The organism is Escherichia marmotae (genome assembly GCF_002900365.1).
In the GTDB taxonomy this organism is placed as follows: domain Bacteria; phylum Pseudomonadota; class Gammaproteobacteria; order Enterobacterales; family Enterobacteriaceae; genus Escherichia; species Escherichia marmotae.
The window spans coordinates 3,986,051-4,002,012 of the sequence record NZ_CP025979.1; the positions used below are offsets into that span (position 1 = coordinate 3,986,051).

General features: G+C 52.2%; 13 protein-coding genes and 1 pseudogene. 10 read left to right on the plus strand and 4 right to left on the minus strand.

Annotated features, from left to right (window positions below; all coding sequences use genetic code 11):
* Nucleotides 1–7: 7 nt before the first annotated feature.
* The 3 genes from C1192_RS20370 to C1192_RS20380 are packed head-to-tail and all read left to right on the plus strand — an operon-like array spanning nt 8 to nt 2,887.
* A complete protein-coding gene (locus tag C1192_RS20370; protein ID WP_038354418.1) occupies nt 8–1,045 on the plus strand; it encodes a FecCD family ABC transporter permease in 1,038 nt (345 codons plus the stop codon).
* Nucleotides 1,046–1,055: 10 nt separating this feature from the next.
* Nucleotides 1,056–2,003, plus strand: a complete 948-nt coding sequence (locus C1192_RS20375) for an iron-siderophore ABC transporter substrate-binding protein (RefSeq protein WP_001517110.1) — start codon at nt 1,056–1,058, stop codon at nt 2,001–2,003.
* Nucleotides 2,000–2,887 (plus strand): MurR/RpiR family transcriptional regulator, encoded by an 888-nt coding sequence (locus C1192_RS20380; RefSeq protein WP_038354408.1) that lies wholly within the window; start codon nt 2,000–2,002, stop codon nt 2,885–2,887. Before C1192_RS20375 ends, C1192_RS20380 begins: the two co-directional genes overlap by 4 nt.
* Nucleotides 2,888–2,931: 44 nt before the next feature.
* On the opposite strand, the gene C1192_RS20385 is transcribed toward C1192_RS20380, so the two are convergent.
* From C1192_RS20385 to qseB, 4 genes are all read right to left on the minus strand, one after another.
* Nucleotides 2,932–3,246: a putative quinol monooxygenase gene (locus tag C1192_RS20385; RefSeq protein WP_000633738.1), complete on the minus strand. Its 315-nt coding sequence runs from the start codon at nt 3,244–3,246 to the stop codon at nt 2,932–2,934.
* Between the two features lie 30 nt (nt 3,247–3,276).
* A complete protein-coding gene (gene mdaB / locus C1192_RS20390) occupies nt 3,277–3,858 on the minus strand; it encodes an NADPH:quinone oxidoreductase MdaB (protein ID WP_000065441.1) in 582 nt (193 codons plus the stop codon).
* A gap of 109 nt (nt 3,859–3,967) precedes the next feature.
* Nucleotides 3,968–5,317: a quorum sensing histidine kinase QseC gene (qseC, locus tag C1192_RS20395; protein WP_000673336.1), complete on the minus strand. Its 1,350-nt coding sequence runs from the start codon at nt 5,315–5,317 to the stop codon at nt 3,968–3,970.
* Entirely contained in the window at nt 5,314–5,973 is a 660-nt protein-coding gene (qseB, locus tag C1192_RS20400; protein ID WP_038354409.1) for a quorum sensing response regulator transcription factor QseB, read from the minus strand. Before qseB ends, qseC begins: the two co-directional genes overlap by 4 nt.
* 151 nt (nt 5,974–6,124) lie before the next feature.
* Between qseB and ygiW the strand changes: the two genes are divergently transcribed.
* The 7 genes and pseudogenes from ygiW (at nt 6,125) to C1192_RS20435 (ending at nt 15,942) form a co-directional block, all read left to right on the plus strand.
* Nucleotides 6,125–6,517, plus strand: a complete 393-nt coding sequence (gene ygiW / locus C1192_RS20405) for an OB fold stress tolerance protein YgiW (RefSeq protein ID WP_000712662.1) — start codon at nt 6,125–6,127, stop codon at nt 6,515–6,517.
* A 51-nt stretch (nt 6,518–6,568) separates the two neighbouring features.
* A complete protein-coding gene (locus tag C1192_RS20410) occupies nt 6,569–7,051 on the plus strand; it encodes an AraC family transcriptional regulator (RefSeq protein ID WP_000796007.1) in 483 nt (160 codons plus the stop codon).
* 108 nt (nt 7,052–7,159) lie between these two features.
* Nucleotides 7,160–8,766, plus strand: a pseudogene (locus C1192_RS20415) (ABC transporter substrate-binding protein).
* Between the two features lie 137 nt (nt 8,767–8,903).
* On the plus strand, nt 8,904–11,162 hold the full coding sequence (gene parC, locus C1192_RS20420; RefSeq protein WP_001281917.1) for a DNA topoisomerase IV subunit A: 2,259 nt from the start codon (nt 8,904–8,906) through the stop codon (nt 11,160–11,162).
* A 228-nt stretch (nt 11,163–11,390) separates the two neighbouring features.
* Nucleotides 11,391–12,128 (plus strand): 1-acylglycerol-3-phosphate O-acyltransferase, encoded by a 738-nt coding sequence (gene plsC, locus C1192_RS20425; protein WP_000965727.1) that lies wholly within the window; start codon nt 11,391–11,393, stop codon nt 12,126–12,128.
* Between the two features lie 71 nt (nt 12,129–12,199).
* Nucleotides 12,200–13,612 (plus strand): cell division protein FtsP, encoded by a 1,413-nt coding sequence (gene ftsP, locus C1192_RS20430; protein WP_001517107.1) that lies wholly within the window; start codon nt 12,200–12,202, stop codon nt 13,610–13,612.
* 110 nt (nt 13,613–13,722) lie between these two features.
* Nucleotides 13,723–15,942, plus strand: coding sequence for a YgiQ family radical SAM protein (locus C1192_RS20435; protein ID WP_001517106.1), 2,220 nt, complete (start codon nt 13,723–13,725; stop codon nt 15,940–15,942).
* Nucleotides 15,943–15,962 lie beyond the last annotated feature (20 nt).

Here is a 15,962-nt window from a genome sequence, read left to right on the forward strand (position 1 = left end):
CCGGATAATGAACGTTGGGTTACGCCCGCTACGTGTTGGTGAGTTTTCGACACTGGTACGCCCTAAAAATCTGGTGTTGCTTGGTGGACTGTCTCTGTTTGCTGTTGGAATACTGATATTCGGTCTGATGCATGGTTCTTTTTCTGTCCCGGCATCGGAAGTCGGACGAGCGTTGTTCTCTCCAGAAAATGTGAACACAGACACACGTTATATTGTGCAGGATATTCGCTTGCCGAGAGTCATCATGGCGTTGCTATGCGGAGCCATGTTAGGTATGGCGGGAGCCGCAATGCAGTCTATTGCTCGTAACAGCCTTGCGGATCCCGGTCTTATCGGGGTCAAGGAAGGATGTAGCGTGGCAGTGCTGTGGCTGATTTTCCAGTTTCCAATGCTGGGGATGTTCTGGCGTCCAGTGGCTGGCCTCGCTGGCGGCTTATTCGTTGCGTTAGTGGTGATTTTCTGTGCACGCGATATTTCCCGCCCGCGATTTGTTTTGATCGGCATTGGCGTTTCCTGGTTTTTCGCCGCGGGGATCGGTGTATTTATGACCACAGCAGATATTCGTGACGTACAAACTGCATTGATGTGGTTATCGGGAAGCCTACATGCAGCCAACTGGATGTTAGTCGGTATTTCAGCCTGTTGGATGTTGCCAGCCGCTCTTTTATTGCTGTTCACAGCCCGGACTGCGGATATCGCTCTGCTTGGTCATCAGGTTGCAACCGGATTAGGCGTGAACAGTTCTCGTCTGGCGTTGTTGCGTGTAGCCGCGCCAATAATCCTGACAGCCGTCTGCGTTTCTTGTGTTGGCAACATCGGCTTTGTCGGGCTGATAGCACCTCATATATCACGTTTTATTCTGCGTGGTGGACAGACGACATTACTGCTGGGGAGCGCCGTATCGGGGGCGTTGTTAGTCATTCTGGCGGATAGCATTGGTCGTTTGGCTTTTTTACCTTTGCAACTCCCTGCAGGAATCGTTATCTCACTGATTGGTGGACCATTCTTTTTGCTACTTCTCTGGCAACGCAGGAACAGTTTTTAACGGGAGTTATATGCGTTTATTTTTTTCTCTGCTGATATTGTTGTCATTTTTTGCTCGTGCAACAGAGCCTGTTCAGGTGTTTACCGATGATTTAGGGCGCAAAGTCACTGTGCCTGCACATCCAAAGAGAATCGTTTCTTTACACGATCTTGATATCACCATTCCTTTGATTGAACTCGGTGTACCTCCTGTCGCCAGCCACGGGCGTACACGGCCTGACGGTAGCCATTTCATTCGATCAGGTGCGTTACTGACAGGTGTTGATTTCGATAATTCATCGATCGCCTTCATTGGAACAGCCGATATTGATATTGAAGCGATTGTGGCGGCAAAGCCGGACCTGATCATCACAGAACCGACCCGTAATACGCCCATTGAACAACTGGAGAAAATTGCGCCCACGGTGAGCATTGATCATCTCAAAGGGGGCGCGCCAGAAATCTACCGCAAGTTGGCCGAACTTACAGGAACACAGGCGCGGCTGGCGATACTTGAACGCCGCTATCAGGCGCAAATCAATGCGCTGAAGGCGACGCTGGACAGTCAAAAAATAACGGTATCGGTGATTCAGGCAAATCAGGGAAAAATTAATGTGATGCATAGCTATCATTCGCTGGGGCGGGTATTACGCGATGCTGGTTTTCGCTTTCCGCCGCTGATTGAGAGCATTCCTGAAGGTGGGCGAATGGATGTGAGCGCGGAGCGTTTGCCTGAACTGGATGCCGATTTTGTTTTTGCAACCTGGCGCGGTGATTCTGGTGGTAAACCTCAGGACGAGCTGGCAGCAATGGAAAAAGTCATGCCGGGATGGTGTCAGTTTCTGACAGCCTGTCGTTCCGGACGTTATGTGTTGATTTCGCGTGAAGAGGCGATTTCTAACTCCTTTGCATCTCTGGGATTGATGGCTGCGCAGATACAATCACAAATTGCGGGGCGACCTTTACCGGAGGCCAAATGATCCAGAAAGACAAAACGCGGGTTGATATTTTTGGGGAGCGTTTTCGTACTCGTGCGAGTCAGTTAACGCCAGGGTTAAGAACCGTCGCCAGCTACATTAATGAGCACCGTGAAGTGGTCCTCGAGCAAACGGCGATGGAAATTGCGGCCACGTTAAACACTTCCGATGCCACAGTAATTCGGGCTATACAGGCTCTGGGGTTTGCCGGGCTGCGCGATCTGAAACGTACTCTGGAACAGTGGCTTGGCCCAGCCCTTAGCTCCAGCGAAAAGATGTCTACGACGGTGAGTAACTTGACGAGCGATGTTAACACCGCAATCGACTTTGTTCTTGAAGGGCATCTGTATACCTGCAATGTCCTGTCAGAGCCTGAAAACCGCCACTCGCTTGCGCAAGCGGTAGCCTTGTTGGTGCAGGCGCGGCAAGTTGCTATTTTTGGCATTGGCGCTTCGGGTATTCTGGCGGATTATACCGCGCGGCTATTCAACCGCATTGGCTTGCCCGCCACGGCGCTAAACCGTACGGGTATTGGCCTTGCCGAGCAATTGATCGCGCTTCAGCGTGGCGATGTGCTGATCATGATGGCGCAAAAATCTGCACACCGGGAAGGGCTGGCAACGCTGCGTGAAGCGAAACGGCTGGGGATCCCGGTTATTTTGCTGACAAACGCTCTGGATTCGCGTTTTAGTAAAGACGCCAGTATCGTTATCCACGTTCCGCGCGGGGATGAAAAGGGGAAAACGCCGCTACATGGTACGGTATTGTTGTGCCTGGAAATGATTGTCTGGTCGGTGGCCTCAGCGGTGCCGCAGCGTGCGGTTAAAACCATTAAGCGAATTAACGATTTCCATCGGGGTTTGAAAACGGGAAGAAAGAATGGCTAATCAGGCCTGAGACCGGTAGCAACACCGGCCTCTTTTCGGGAACATCAAAGTCCCGGCTGCAGGATACGAATATTCATCTCCAGCACATCGCCTTTTACGGCTTCGCTATATGCTTTCATGTGCGGGGTTTGCAGATGCGCTTCAAGGTGCGCGATGCTTTCCCACTGCTCAATCATCACAATAGAGTCCGGCGCCATAGACTGGAAACTCACGCCAGCAGCGCAATCCACCATTGGCGCGTAGCCGTGGCAACCTTCTTCCTTCAGAACTGTTGGAACGATTTTAGCAAACTGATCCAATACCGCCTGACGGTGATGTTGGCCAGGGCGAGTACGGATTTCTGCGATTACTGTAATCATGGTTAACTCCTTCTAAAGCCAGAGCTCTAGTTAACCAAAAATTTCCACAAGATGCTTGCGATATTCTTCAGTATAGCGGGGAACATCAGGCATTTTTATCACGTCATTAGCGATAAATGTCGGCAGCGGTTCCATGCCGAGGAATTGGTTTGCTTTATGGAACGGTAGATACACACCGTCAACGCCAACGCCGTGGAAGAACTGATCTTTTTCGGTGAAGGCTTCCATTGGGGCGTTCCAGGTCAGCGAGAGCATATATTTTTTACCCTGTACCAGACCGCCAGAACCGTATTTTTTCGACGGATCTTTGCGGGTACGACCATCGCTGGCATACAGCGTGCCGTGACCTTCGGTGAACACATCATCAATGTATTTTTTCACCGTCCACGGCGCGCCCATCCACCAGCCAGGCATCTGCCAGATCACCACATCAGCCCAGAGAAAGTTTTGTACTTCGGCTTTGACATCGTAGTCGCTCTCAGCGCGAACGATGCGGACATCATGCCCGAGGTCGCGCAGCGTGCCATCCGCGACTTCGGTCAGGGTGTCGTTCAGTTGACCATTGGAGTGGGCGAATTTTTTCGCACCGTTGATAATCAGAATGTTGCTCATTTTTTATCCTCAAGGAGAGACGTTTACCGACAATAGTACGTCACAGAGCGGTGCGGTGAAATTAGCAAAATGTGCAAAGTCTTTTGCGAATTTTGCAAAAGTCTCACTACTACCAGCTCACTTTCGCCTCAAATCCACCTTGTTTCGCATTCCCAAACACAACATTCATGCCATGCAATTTTGCGATCCGCTGGACAATCGACAACCCCAGTCCGCTACCGGTTGCGGTTTGTCCTGGTGGGCGGTAGAAACGTTCGCCAATTCGCGCCAGCGCCTCTGGCGTCACGCCGGGGCCGTTGTCTCTTACGGTGAAATTATCTGCATTCAGAGTGACATCTACTACGCTGCCCTGTGGACTGTAGCGTACTGCGTTATCCAGCAGATTTCGTACCAGTAGACTTAGCAATAGCGGTTGTCCGGTGCGTTTGATGCCGTGGGCATTGAGCGTCAGCCGTACGTCAATTTTTGCCTGCTGCGCCGTGTGGTAGATATCCATCACCGCCGATTGCAGGAGATCTTCAAGTGGGATCTCCGCGACGTCCTGAAGGTTATCCAGCGAGTCGAGCCGCGATAGTGTGAGCAGTTGATCAACCAGACGGGTGGCGCGATCGATCCCCGAATGTAATTGCGTCAGTGCTTTTTTCCGTGCCTGCGGATCATCGTCAGAGAGTTGCGCAACTTCGGTTTGAACTTTCAGCGCTGTTAACGGGCTACGCAGTTCGTGAGCGGCGTCAGAGGTAAAGCGCCGTTCACGCACCATCATCGCATGTGTACGGTCGAACAGTTGATTCAGCGACTCGACTAGCGGACGCACTTCGCTGGGTACGCCCGCGGCGTTGAGTGGTTTTTCCGAGTCGGGATCGCGCATACGTAGCGCCAGCGCTAGTTTGTTCAGTGGCGAGAGCTCACGACCCAGTAACACCATCATGAAAATTAACATAATGGGTAGCGCAACAAGCCAGGGGATGAGCTGGCCGGTGACGATTGCCAGCGCCATGTCTTCACGGTATTCCCATTCCTGGCCGACAACGATGCGATATTTACCATCAGGTGATGTCATCCAGATAAAGCGCCATTGATCTTTATCACCCACCAGTTGCCCGTCAGCAAAACCTTCACGCTGATAGCTATAGGGAATATCTTCTCCATTATCGCCATCGTTAAGAACCATTCTGCCGTCGCGGGTAAAAATGGCAAATGTCAGGGCATCGTCATCCACATGGCCGTGTTTGAATTTATCCGGCGTTCTTGCCATACGATCTGCCGCATTAATTTCGTTAAGATCGAGCGTACTTAATCGTTTGGCAAACAGCATTAACTGGGTATCGAACAACTCATCGACATTATCAATCGTTTGTTTCCAGGCTACAAAGCTGGAGACAACCCAGGTCAGCGAGGCCAGAATCAAAAAGATCAGCGTCAGCCTGACTCGCAGACTAAGGCGTTGGGTAAATTTCATTTCTCACCTAATGTGTAGCCAATACCGTGAACGGTGCGAATAAAGTCACTGCCGAGTTTGCGTCGCAGATGATGCACATGTACTTCGACGGCATTGCTGGTGACCTCTTCGTCCCAGGTATACAGTTTTTCTTCAATCAGTTTGCGTGGTAGAACACGACCAGCGTTACGCATCAGTAATTCCAGCAGGGCAAATTCTTTTGGCTTGAGTGTTAAGGATTCACCTGCCAGGGTGGCGATCCGTTTGCCCGGGTCGAGCATGACGTTGCCGTGATGTAGCTCGTTGCTGGCCTGGCCGTTGCTTCGCCGCATCAGTGCTTCCAGCCTAGCGGCGACTTCTATCAATGCAAAAGGTTTACACAGATAATCGTCGGCCCCCAGACGCAAACCTTCCACGCGTTCGGCCAGTGCGTCGCGCGCGGTCAGGATCAGTACCGGCTCACGCTGACCTTTATCCCGCCACTCGTGCAAAATATCGCGGCCATCCATTCCCGGTAAGGTGAGATCAAGGATCACCGCGTCATAAGGTGCGCTATAAAGCGCCTCTTTTCCCTGACGACCTTCCGTAAACCAGTCCACACTAAAGCCCATCTTACTAAGACCTGTTTTGATGCCGTCACCAATCAGCATGTCATCTTCTATCAGTAAAATTCGCATCTTTTCATCCCTGCGATAGCTGTATTCGTTGTCAGTAAACCGTGTTGTAACGCGCTCTGTACAGTACTAAATTTTCTTTTTTTTCCTTAAGAAGTTGTTAAGGACTATCTTGTTTAATGCCTGGAAACAGACATCAAAGGGAGTAACAAACATGAAAAAATTCGCAGCAGTAATTGCAGTAATGGCCCTGTGTAGCGCACCGGTTATGGCAGCAGAGCAGGGGGGCTTTTCTGGCCCATCGGCAACACAAAGTCAAACCGGAGGATTCCAGGGGCCGAACGGCAGCGTAACTAACGTAGAAAACGCGAAATCTTTGCGTGACGACACCTGGGTAACTCTGCGTGGCAATATCGTTGAGCGCATCTCTGACGATCTGTATGTGTTCAAAGATGCCAGCGGCACCATCAATGTCGATATCGACCATAAACGCTGGAACGGCGTGACAGTTACGCCGAAAGATACGGTTGAGATTCAGGGGGAAGTGGATAAAGACTGGAACTCTGTTGAGATTGACGTGAAACAGATCAGTAAAGTCAATCCGTAATTGTTACTGCTCCCGGGACGCGTTCCCGGGAATAATTTCGCAGGGAGCAACATGAAAAACCGTGCACTGGACGTAAATATTATCGATTTCCCATCAACCCGCGTGGCGATGTTGCCGCATCGCTGTAGCCCTGAGTTGCTCAACTACAGCGTGGCGAAATTTATCATGTGGCGCAAAGACACGGGGTTATCTCCCGTTAACCAAAGCCAGACTTTTGGCGTCGCTTGGGACGATCCTGCCACCACTGCGCCAGACGCGTTTCGCTTTGATATTTGCGGCAGCGTTAACGAGCCTGTTCCGGAGAATCGTTATGGTGTGAGTAATGGCGAACTCACCGCAGGGCGTTATGCGGTTGCCCGTCATTCTGGCGACCTGGATAACATATCTCACACTATCCGGGCCATCATTCGCCGTTGGCTTCCTGATAGCGGCGAGAAAATGCGTAACGCACCGATATTGTTTCACTACACCAACCTGGCCGAAGGGATGTCAGAGAAGCGGCTGGAAACGGATATTTATGTGCCGTTAATGTGAAGGGGGCTCTTTTCCGGAGTGTGAGCCAAATCACTCGCGATAAGTTTGAGCTAACAATGCCACCGGCGTATTGTTGTCAGGCTTATAATTTCTCCGGTAAGGAATACCATGTATACGCGAAATTTATTATGGCTGGTCAGCCTGGTAAGTGCGGCTCCTCTCTATGCTGCTGACGTTCCCGCCAACACACCGCTCGCCCCGCAACAGCTCTTTCGTTACAACAATCATAGCGACCCCGGCACGCTTGACCCGCAAAAGGTTGAGGAGAATACCGCCGCGCAGATTGTGCTGGATCTGTTTGAAGGTCTGGTATGGATGGACGGCGAAGGTAAAGTGCAACCTGCCCAGGCTGAATCCTGGGAAGTGTCAGATGGCGGCAAACGCTATATTTTCCATTTACGCAACGGCTTACAGTGGTCTGATGGTCAGCCTCTGACAGCGCAGGATTTTGTCCTCGGCTGGCAGCGCGCGGTTGACCCCAAAACGGCAAGCCCTTTTGCTGGCTATCTGGCGCAGGCGCATATTAAAAATGCAGCGGCTATCGCGGCGGGAAAATCGGATGTCTCATCGTTAGGCGTGAAAGCGACAGATGACCGCACTTTTGAAGTCACGCTTGAGCAGCCCGTACCGTGGTTTACGACAATGCTAGCCTGGCCGACGCTGTTTCCGGTTCCGCATCATATGATTGCGAAGTATGGCGATAGCTGGAGTAAGCCAGGCATATGGTTTACAACGGTGCTTTTGTGCTTGATAAATGGGTGGTTAACGAAAAGATTACCGCACGCAAAAATCCAAAGTACCGCGATGCACAACATACGGTATTGCAGCAGGTTGAGTATCTGGCACTGGATAATTCAGTCACCGGCTATAACCGCTATCGTGCGGGTGAAGTCGATCTCACCTGGGTTCCGGCACAACAAATTCCTGCTATTGAAAAATCACTGCCTGGTGAGTTGCAAATTATCCCGCGTCTGAACAGTGAATATTACAATTTCAATATCCAGAAACCACCGTTTGACGATGTTCGTGTCCGGCGGGCGCTATATCTGACGGTCGACAGGCCGTTGATTGCGCAAAAGATACTCGGGTTGCGAACGCCTGCAACCACGTTGACGCCGCCAGAGGTAGAAGACTTTAACGCGACGACGTTTGATGAACTGCAAAAGCCGATGAGTGAGCGCGTGGCGACGGCAAAAGCCTTGCTCAAACAAGCGGGGTACGATGCTTCTCATCCGCTACGCTTTGAACTGTTCTACAACAAGTATGATTTGCATGAAAAAACGGCAATTGCGTTGTCTTCCGAATGGAAAAAATGGCTTGGTGCACAGGTGACGCTGCGCACGATGGAGTGGAAAACCTATCTTGATACCCGGCGAGCCGGTGATTTCATGCTATCGCGGCAGTCGTGGGATGCGACGTACAATGATGCTTCCACTTTCCTGAACACGCTCAAAAGCGATAGTGAAGAGAATGTCGGTCACTGGAAAAATGCGCAGTATGACGCGTTGCTAAATCAGGCGGCGCAGACCACTGACGCGACAAAGCGTAATGCGTTGTATCAGCAGGCAGAGATGATCATTAATCAGCAGGCACCGCTCATTCCCATCTACTATCAGCCGCTGATCAAATTGCTTAAACCTTACGTTGGCGGTTTCCCGCTGCATAATCCCCAGGATTATGTCTACAGCAAAGAGTTGTATATCAAGGCACATTGATGCCTTTATCGCCGTCGGAGCACGTCCGGCGGCGCTATTCACGCTGATCTCCTGTGACTCGACGCGACAGATAATGTAGTATCTCCGGCAATATTGCCCCTTTGAAGGCTGGCGAATAAGTTGAGGAATCAGAATTAATGAGCGATATGGCAGAGCGCCTTGCGCTACATGAATTTACGGAAAACGCCTACTTAAACTACTCCATGTACGTCATCATGGATCGTGCGTTGCCGTTTATTGGTGATGGTCTGAAACCCGTTCAGCGCCGCATTGTGTATGCGATGTCTGAGCTGGGTCTGAATGCTACCGCCAAATTTAAAAAGTCGGCCCGTACCGTCGGTGACGTACTGGGTAAGTACCATCCGCACGGCGACAGCGCCTGCTATGAAGCGATGGTTCTGATGGCGCAGCCGTTTTCTTACCGTTATCCGCTGGTTGATGGTCAGGGGAACTGGGGCGCGCCGGACGATCCGAAATCGTTCGCGGCAATGCGTTACACCGAATCCCGTCTGTCGAAATATTCCGAGCTGTTATTGAGCGAGCTGGGGCAAGGGACGGCGGATTGGGTGCCAAATTTCGACGGCACCTTGCAGGAGCCGAAAATGCTGCCTGCCCGCCTGCCGAATATTTTGCTTAACGGCACCACCGGTATTGCTGTCGGGATGGCAACGGACATTCCGCCACATAACCTGCGCGAAGTCGCACAGGCAGCAATCGCCTTAATCGACCAGCCGAAAACCACGCTCGATCAGTTACTGGATATTGTGCAGGGGCCGGATTACCCGACCGAAGCGGAAATCATCACCTCCCGGGCGGAGATCCGCAAAATCTACGAAAATGGTCGTGGTTCTGTGCGTATGCGCGCAGTGTGGAAGAAAGAAGATGGCGCGGTGGTCATCAGTGCCTTACCGCATCAGGTTTCTGGTGCGCGCGTACTGGAGCAAATTGCTGCGCAAATGCGTAACAAAAAGCTGCCAATGGTTGACGATCTACGCGATGAATCCGACCACGAGAACCCGACCCGTCTGGTGATTGTGCCGCGCTCTAATCGCGTGGATATGGATCAGGTGATGAATCACCTCTTCGCCACCACCGATCTGGAAAAGAGCTATCGCATTAACCTTAATATGATTGGTCTGGATGGGCGTCCGGCGGTGAAAAACCTGCTGGAAATCCTCTCCGAATGGCTGGTATTCCGTCGCGATACCGTGCGCCGCCGTTTGAACTATCGTCTGGAGAAAGTCCTCAAGCGCCTGCATATCCTGGAAGGTTTGCTGGTGGCGTTTCTCAATATCGACGAAGTGATTGAGATCATTCGTAATGAAGATGAACCGAAACCGGCGCTGATGTCGCGTTTTGGCCTCACGGAAACCCAGGCGGAAGCGATCCTCGAATTGAAACTGCGTCATCTCGCCAAACTGGAAGAGATGAAGATTCGCGGTGAGCAGAACGAGCTGGAAAAAGAGCGTGACCAGTTGCAGAGCATTCTGGCTTCCGAGCGCAAGATGAATAATCTGCTGAAGAAAGAGTTGCAGGCCGATGCGCAAGCATATGGTGACGATCGCCGTTCACCGTTGCAGGAACGCGAAGAAGCGAAAGCAATGAGTGAGCACGACATGCTGCCGTCTGAACCCGTTACCATCGTGCTGTCGCAGATGGGCTGGGTGCGTAGCGCTAAAGGCCACGACATTGACGCCCCAGGTTTGAACTACAAAGCGGGTGACAGCTTTAAAGCTGCGGTGAAAGGCAAGAGCAACCAGCCAGTGGTGTTTGTTGATTCTACCGGACGCAGCTATGCCATCGACCCAATTACGCTGCCGTCGGCGCGTGGTCAGGGCGAACCGCTTACTGGCAAACTGACGTTGCCGCCAGGTGCTACCGTTGACCATATGCTGATGGAAAGCGACGATCAGAAACTGTTGATGGCTTCCGATGCGGGTTACGGTTTTGTCTGCACCTTTAACGATCTGGTGGCGCGTAATCGTGCGGGTAAAGCATTGATCACCTTACCGGAAAATGCGCATGTCATGCCGCCGGTAGTCATTGAAGATGCTTCTGATATGTTGCTGGCAATCACTCAGGCAGGCCGCATGTTGATGTTCCCGGTAAGCGAGCTTCCGCAACTGTCGAAGGGTAAAGGCAACAAGATCATCAACATTCCGTCGGCAGAAGCCGCGCGGGGCGAGGATGGTTTGGCACACCTGTATGTACTGCCGCCGCAAAGTACCCTGACCATTCATGTCGGGAAACGCAAAATCAAACTGCGCCCGGAAGAATTGCTGAAAGTTACCGGTGAGCGTGGCCGTCGCGGCACCTTGATGCGTGGTTTGCAGCGTATCGACCGTGTCGAGATTGATTCGCCTCTCCGCGCCAGCAGCAGCGATAGCGAAGAGTAATATGCCGGAGGGGGCTTTCTCCCGTTTGCAAGGACTGCCGGATGGAACGTTAAGTCGTCATCCGGCAGCGTAATCAGCCCCAGGAAACGATAAAAATTCCCTTGAAACCGTTGTTTATTCATGCGTTGCGATTAACAATACGCTTTTCCAGAGAGCGGCTTTTAACAATGCCCTAACCTGATTTCAGGTGACGTACAATGCCAGTCTCTCAGATCTTCAGAGGGTGTTATGCTATATATCTTTCGTCTTATTATTACCGTGATTTACAGCTTGTTAGTCTGTGTTTTCGGCTCCATTTACTGTCTGTTCAGCCCGAGAAATCCGAAGCATGTGGCCACCTTTGGGCATATGTTTGGTCGTCTTGCGCCGCTGTTCGGCCTTAAAGTTGAGTGTCGCAAACCCGCTGATGCTGAAAGTTATGGTAATGCTATCTATATCGCTAACCACCAGAACAACTATGACATGGTGACGGCATCGAATATCGTGCAGCCACCGACAGTCACTGTGGGTAAAAAGAGTTTGCTGTGGATCCCCTTTTTTGGTCAGTTGTACTGGTTAACTGGCAACTTATTGATCGACAGAAACAATCGTACTAAAGCGCACGGCACTATCGCGGAAGTGGTGAATCACTTCAAAAAACGCCGTATTTCCATCTGGATGTTCCCGGAAGGAACGCGCAGCCGTGGTCGTGGCCTGCTGCCGTTTAAAACAGGGGCATTTCATGCGGCGATTGCGGCAGGCGTCCCCATTATTCCCGTGTGTGTTTCCACAACTTCGAATAAGATTAATCTTAACCGACTGAATAATGGTTTAGTGATCGTAGAAATGCTGCCGCCAATTGACGTCAGTCAATATGGTAAAGATCAGGTTCGCGAGCTGGCTGCCCATTGTCGTTCGATAATGGAACAAAAAATAGCCGAGCTCGATAAAGAAGTCGCAGAGCGCGAAGCCGCCGGAAAAGTTTAAGTCGGCAGTCTGTTTTTGCGGGAATGTTTTCCTGCACGGTATTACTTTAGCCAGTTTTACATGGAGCAAATATGTCACTCAGTCGGCGTCAGTTCATTCAGGCATCGGGGATTGCACTGTGTGCAGGAGCAGTCCCCCTGAAGGCAAGCGCAGCCGGGCAACAGCAACCGCTGCCCGTTCCGCCGCTGCTTGAATCTCGCCGTGGGCAACCGCTGTTTATGACAGTACAACGTGCGCACTGGTCATTTACGCCAGGAACGCGTGCGTCGGTTTGGGGTATCAATGGTCGCTACCTTGGGCCGACTATCCGCGTCTGGAAGGGCGATGATGTTAAGCTGATTTACAGCAACCGACTGACAGAAAATGTCTCAATGACAGTCGCCGGGCTACAGGTGCCAGGCCCGCTGATGGGGGGGCCTGCACGCATGATGTCGCCAAATGCTGATTGGGCACCTGTGCTGCCAATTCGTCAGAGCGCCGCGACCCTGTGGTATCACGCCAACACACCGAACCGCACGGCACAGCAGGTTTATAACGGCCTTGCCGGGATGTGGCTGGTGGAAGATGAAGTCAGCAAGTCGCTGCCAATCCCTAATCATTATGGAGTGGATGATTTTCCGGTCATTATCCAGGATAAACGGCTGGATAACTTTGGCACGCCGGAATACAACGAGCCGGGAAGCGGCGGTTTTGTTGGCGATACGCTACTGGTCAATGGCGTACAAAGCCCGTATGTTGAAGTTTCGCGCGGTTGGGTGCGCCTGCGTTTATTGAACGCGTCGAACTCCCGTCGTTATCAATTACAGATGAGTGACGGACGTCCGTTACACGTGATTTCTGGCGACCAGGGGTTCCTGCCTGCACCCGTGTCGGTGAAACAGCTTTCGCTGGCACCGGGCGAGCGTCGTGAGATTCTGGTGGATATGAGCAACGGTGATGAAGTGTCGATCACCTGTGGTGAAGCGGCGAGCATTGTTGATCGTATTCGTGGCTTCTTTGAGCCATCCAGCATTCTGGTTTCCACGCTGGTGCTGACGCTGCGCCCGACCGGTCTTCTGCCGCTGGTGACAGACAGCCTGCCGATGCGTTTGTTACCGACCGAAATAATGGCCGGCTCTCCGATTCGCAGCCGTGATATTAGCCTGGGTGACGATCCTGGCATCAACGGGCAGTTGTGGGACGTCAATCGTATTGATGTCACCGCGCAGCAAGGTACGTGGGAACGCTGGACGGTGCGGGCAGATGAGCCGCAATCATTCCATATTGAAGGCGTGATGTTCCAGATCCGTAACGTGAACGGTGCGATGCCATTCCCGGAAGACAGAGGCTGGAAAGACACCGTATGGGTTGATGGGCAAGTGGAACTGCTTGTCTATTTCGGTCAGCCTTCCTGGGCGCACTTCCCGTTCTACTTTAATAGCCAGACGCTGGAAATGGCGGATCGCGGTTCCATCGGGCAACTGTTGGTTAATCCGGTGCCTTAATCTCCATACTCGCCCGAGAAGGGCGAGTATGGAATACCTTTCGATTTCTCTTTCGTTCCGGCTTATACTCCCTGGCCTTTGATTATTTTTTTACCATTTCTGGAAGCAAAATGAGCTCTATCTCCCTGATCCAACCGGATCGCGACCTGTTCTCCTGGCCGCAGTACTGGGCCGCCTGTTTTGGACCGGCACCGTTTTTGCCGATGTCTCGTGAAGAGATGGATCAACTTGGCTGGGATAGCTGCGACATCATTTTGGTTACTGGCGACGCGTATGTTGATCACCCGAGTTTCGGGATGGCGATTTGCGGTCGTATGCTGGAAGCGCAAGGCTTTCGTGTCGGGATCATCGCCCAGCCGGACTGGAGCAGCAAAGATGATTTTATGCGTCTGGGCAAACCGAATCTGTTTTTCGGCGTGACTGCAGGCAACATGGACTCGATGATCAACCGTTACACTGCCGATCGTCGTTTACGCCATGACGATGCCTACACCCCGGATAATGTCGCGGGTAAGCGTCCGGATCGCGCGACACTGGTTTATACCCAGCGTTGTAAAGAAGCATGGAAAGATGTACCGGTGATCCTCGGTGGTATCGAGGCCAGCCTGCGTCGTACCGCGCATTATGATTACTGGTCTGACACCGTGCGCCGTTCGGTGCTGGTAGATTCCAAAGCCGACATGCTGATGTTCGGTAACGGTGAGCGTCCGCTGGTGGAAGTGGCGCATCGTCTGGCGATGGGCGAGCCGATTAGTGAAATCCGCGATGTACGTAATACCGCGATTATCGTGAAAGAAGCGCTACCTGGCTGGAGTGGCGTGGATTCTACTCGTCTCGACACTCCCGGGAAAATTGACCCGATCCCGCATCCGTATGGCGAAGATTTGCCGTGCGCGGATAACAAACCGGTGACACCGAAAAAACAGGAAGCGAAAGTCGTTACTGTGCAGCCGCCGCGTCCGAAACCGTGGGAAAAAACCTACGTGTTGTTGCCTTCATTCGAGAAAGTGAAGGGCGATAAAGTGCTGTACGCACATGCTTCGCGTATTCTGCACCACGAAACCAACCCAGGCTGCGCTCGTGCGCTGATGCAAAAACATGGCGACCGCTATGTGTGGATCAACCCGCCAGCCATTCCGCTTTCTACCGAAGAGATGGACAGCGTCTTTGCGTTGCCGTACAAGCGCGTGCCGCATCCGGCTTACGGTAATGCCCGTATTCCAGCTTACGAAATGATCCGTTTCTCGGTCAATATTATGCGTGGCTGCTTTGGCGGCTGTTCTTTCTGTTCTATTACCGAGCATGAAGGGCGCATTATTCAGAGCCGTTCGGAAGACTCGATCATTAATGAGATTGAAGCGATCCGCGATACCGTTCCGGGCTTTACGGGCGTGATTTCCGATCTCGGCGGGCCAACGGCCAACATGTATATGTTGCGCTGCAAATCGCCACGCGCCGAGCAGACCTGCCGCCGCTTGTCGTGTGTGTATCCGGATATTTGTCCGCATATGGACACTAACCACGAGCCGACGATCAATCTCTATCGCCGTGCCCGCGATCTGAAAGGCATTAAAAAGATCCTGATCGCCTCCGGCGTGCGCTATGACATCGCCGTAGAAGATCCGCGCTACATCAAAGAGCTGGCGACCCATCACGTCGGTGGTTATCTGAAGATTGCGCCGGAACATACCGAAGAAGGGCCACTGTCGAAGATGATGAAGCCGGGCATGGGTAGCTATGACCGCTTTAAAGAGCTGTTCGACACCTACTCGAAACAGGCAGGCAAAGAGCAGTATCTGATCCCGTATTTCATCTCCGCACACCCCGGTACGCGTGATGAAGATATGGTGAACCTGGCGCTGTGGCTGAAAAAACACCGCTTCCGTCTCGACCAGGTGCAGAACTTCTATCCGTCGCCGTTGGCTAACTCGACCACCATGTATTACACCGGCAAAAACCCGCTGGCGAAGATTGGTTATAAGAGCGAAGACGTCTTCGTACCGAAGGGCGACAAGCAGCGACGTTTGCATAAAGCGTTATTGCGTTACCACGATCCGGCAAACTGGCCGTTAATCCGCCAGGCGCTGGAAGCGATGGGTAAAAAGCATCTGATTGGCAGTCGTCGCGATTGCTTAGTGCCTGCGCCAACCATTGAAGAGATGCGCGAGGCCCGTCGCCAGAACCGCAATACCCGTCCGGCGTTGACCAAACATACGCCAATGGCGACCCAGCGCCAGACACCTGCCGGAGCAAAGAAAGCGCCACCCGCGCAATCTCGCCCGGTGAATGCAGGGGCGAAGAAACGCCCAAAAGTGGCTGTTGGTCGTTAAGTTAATTATCCCCGGTAGCA

Coding starts and splice junctions, on each gene's coding strand:
- qseC (WP_000673336.1), bottom strand. CDS start 5,317: ATGAAATTTACCCAACGCCTTAGTCTGCGAGTCAGGCTGACGCTGATC.
- C1192_RS20410 (WP_000796007.1), top strand. CDS start 6,569: ATGAAAAACCGTGCACTGGACGTAAATATTATCGATTTCCCATCAACC.
- plsC (WP_000965727.1), top strand. CDS start 11,391: ATGCTATATATCTTTCGTCTTATTATTACCGTGATTTACAGCTTGTTA.
- C1192_RS20370 (WP_038354418.1), top strand. CDS start 8: ATGAACGTTGGGTTACGCCCGCTACGTGTTGGTGAGTTTTCGACACTG.
- C1192_RS20435 (WP_001517106.1), top strand. CDS start 13,723: ATGAGCTCTATCTCCCTGATCCAACCGGATCGCGACCTGTTCTCCTGG.
- C1192_RS20380 (WP_038354408.1), top strand. CDS start 2,000: ATGATCCAGAAAGACAAAACGCGGGTTGATATTTTTGGGGAGCGTTTT.
- C1192_RS20385 (WP_000633738.1), bottom strand. CDS start 3,246: ATGATTACAGTAATCGCAGAAATCCGTACTCGCCCTGGCCAACATCAC.
- qseB (WP_038354409.1), bottom strand. CDS start 5,973: ATGCGAATTTTACTGATAGAAGATGACATGCTGATTGGTGACGGCATC.
- ftsP (WP_001517107.1), top strand. CDS start 12,200: ATGTCACTCAGTCGGCGTCAGTTCATTCAGGCATCGGGGATTGCACTG.
- ygiW (WP_000712662.1), top strand. CDS start 6,125: ATGAAAAAATTCGCAGCAGTAATTGCAGTAATGGCCCTGTGTAGCGCA.
- mdaB (WP_000065441.1), bottom strand. CDS start 3,858: ATGAGCAACATTCTGATTATCAACGGTGCGAAAAAATTCGCCCACTCC.
- C1192_RS20375 (WP_001517110.1), top strand. CDS start 1,056: ATGCGTTTATTTTTTTCTCTGCTGATATTGTTGTCATTTTTTGCTCGT.
- parC (WP_001281917.1), top strand. CDS start 8,904: ATGAGCGATATGGCAGAGCGCCTTGCGCTACATGAATTTACGGAAAAC.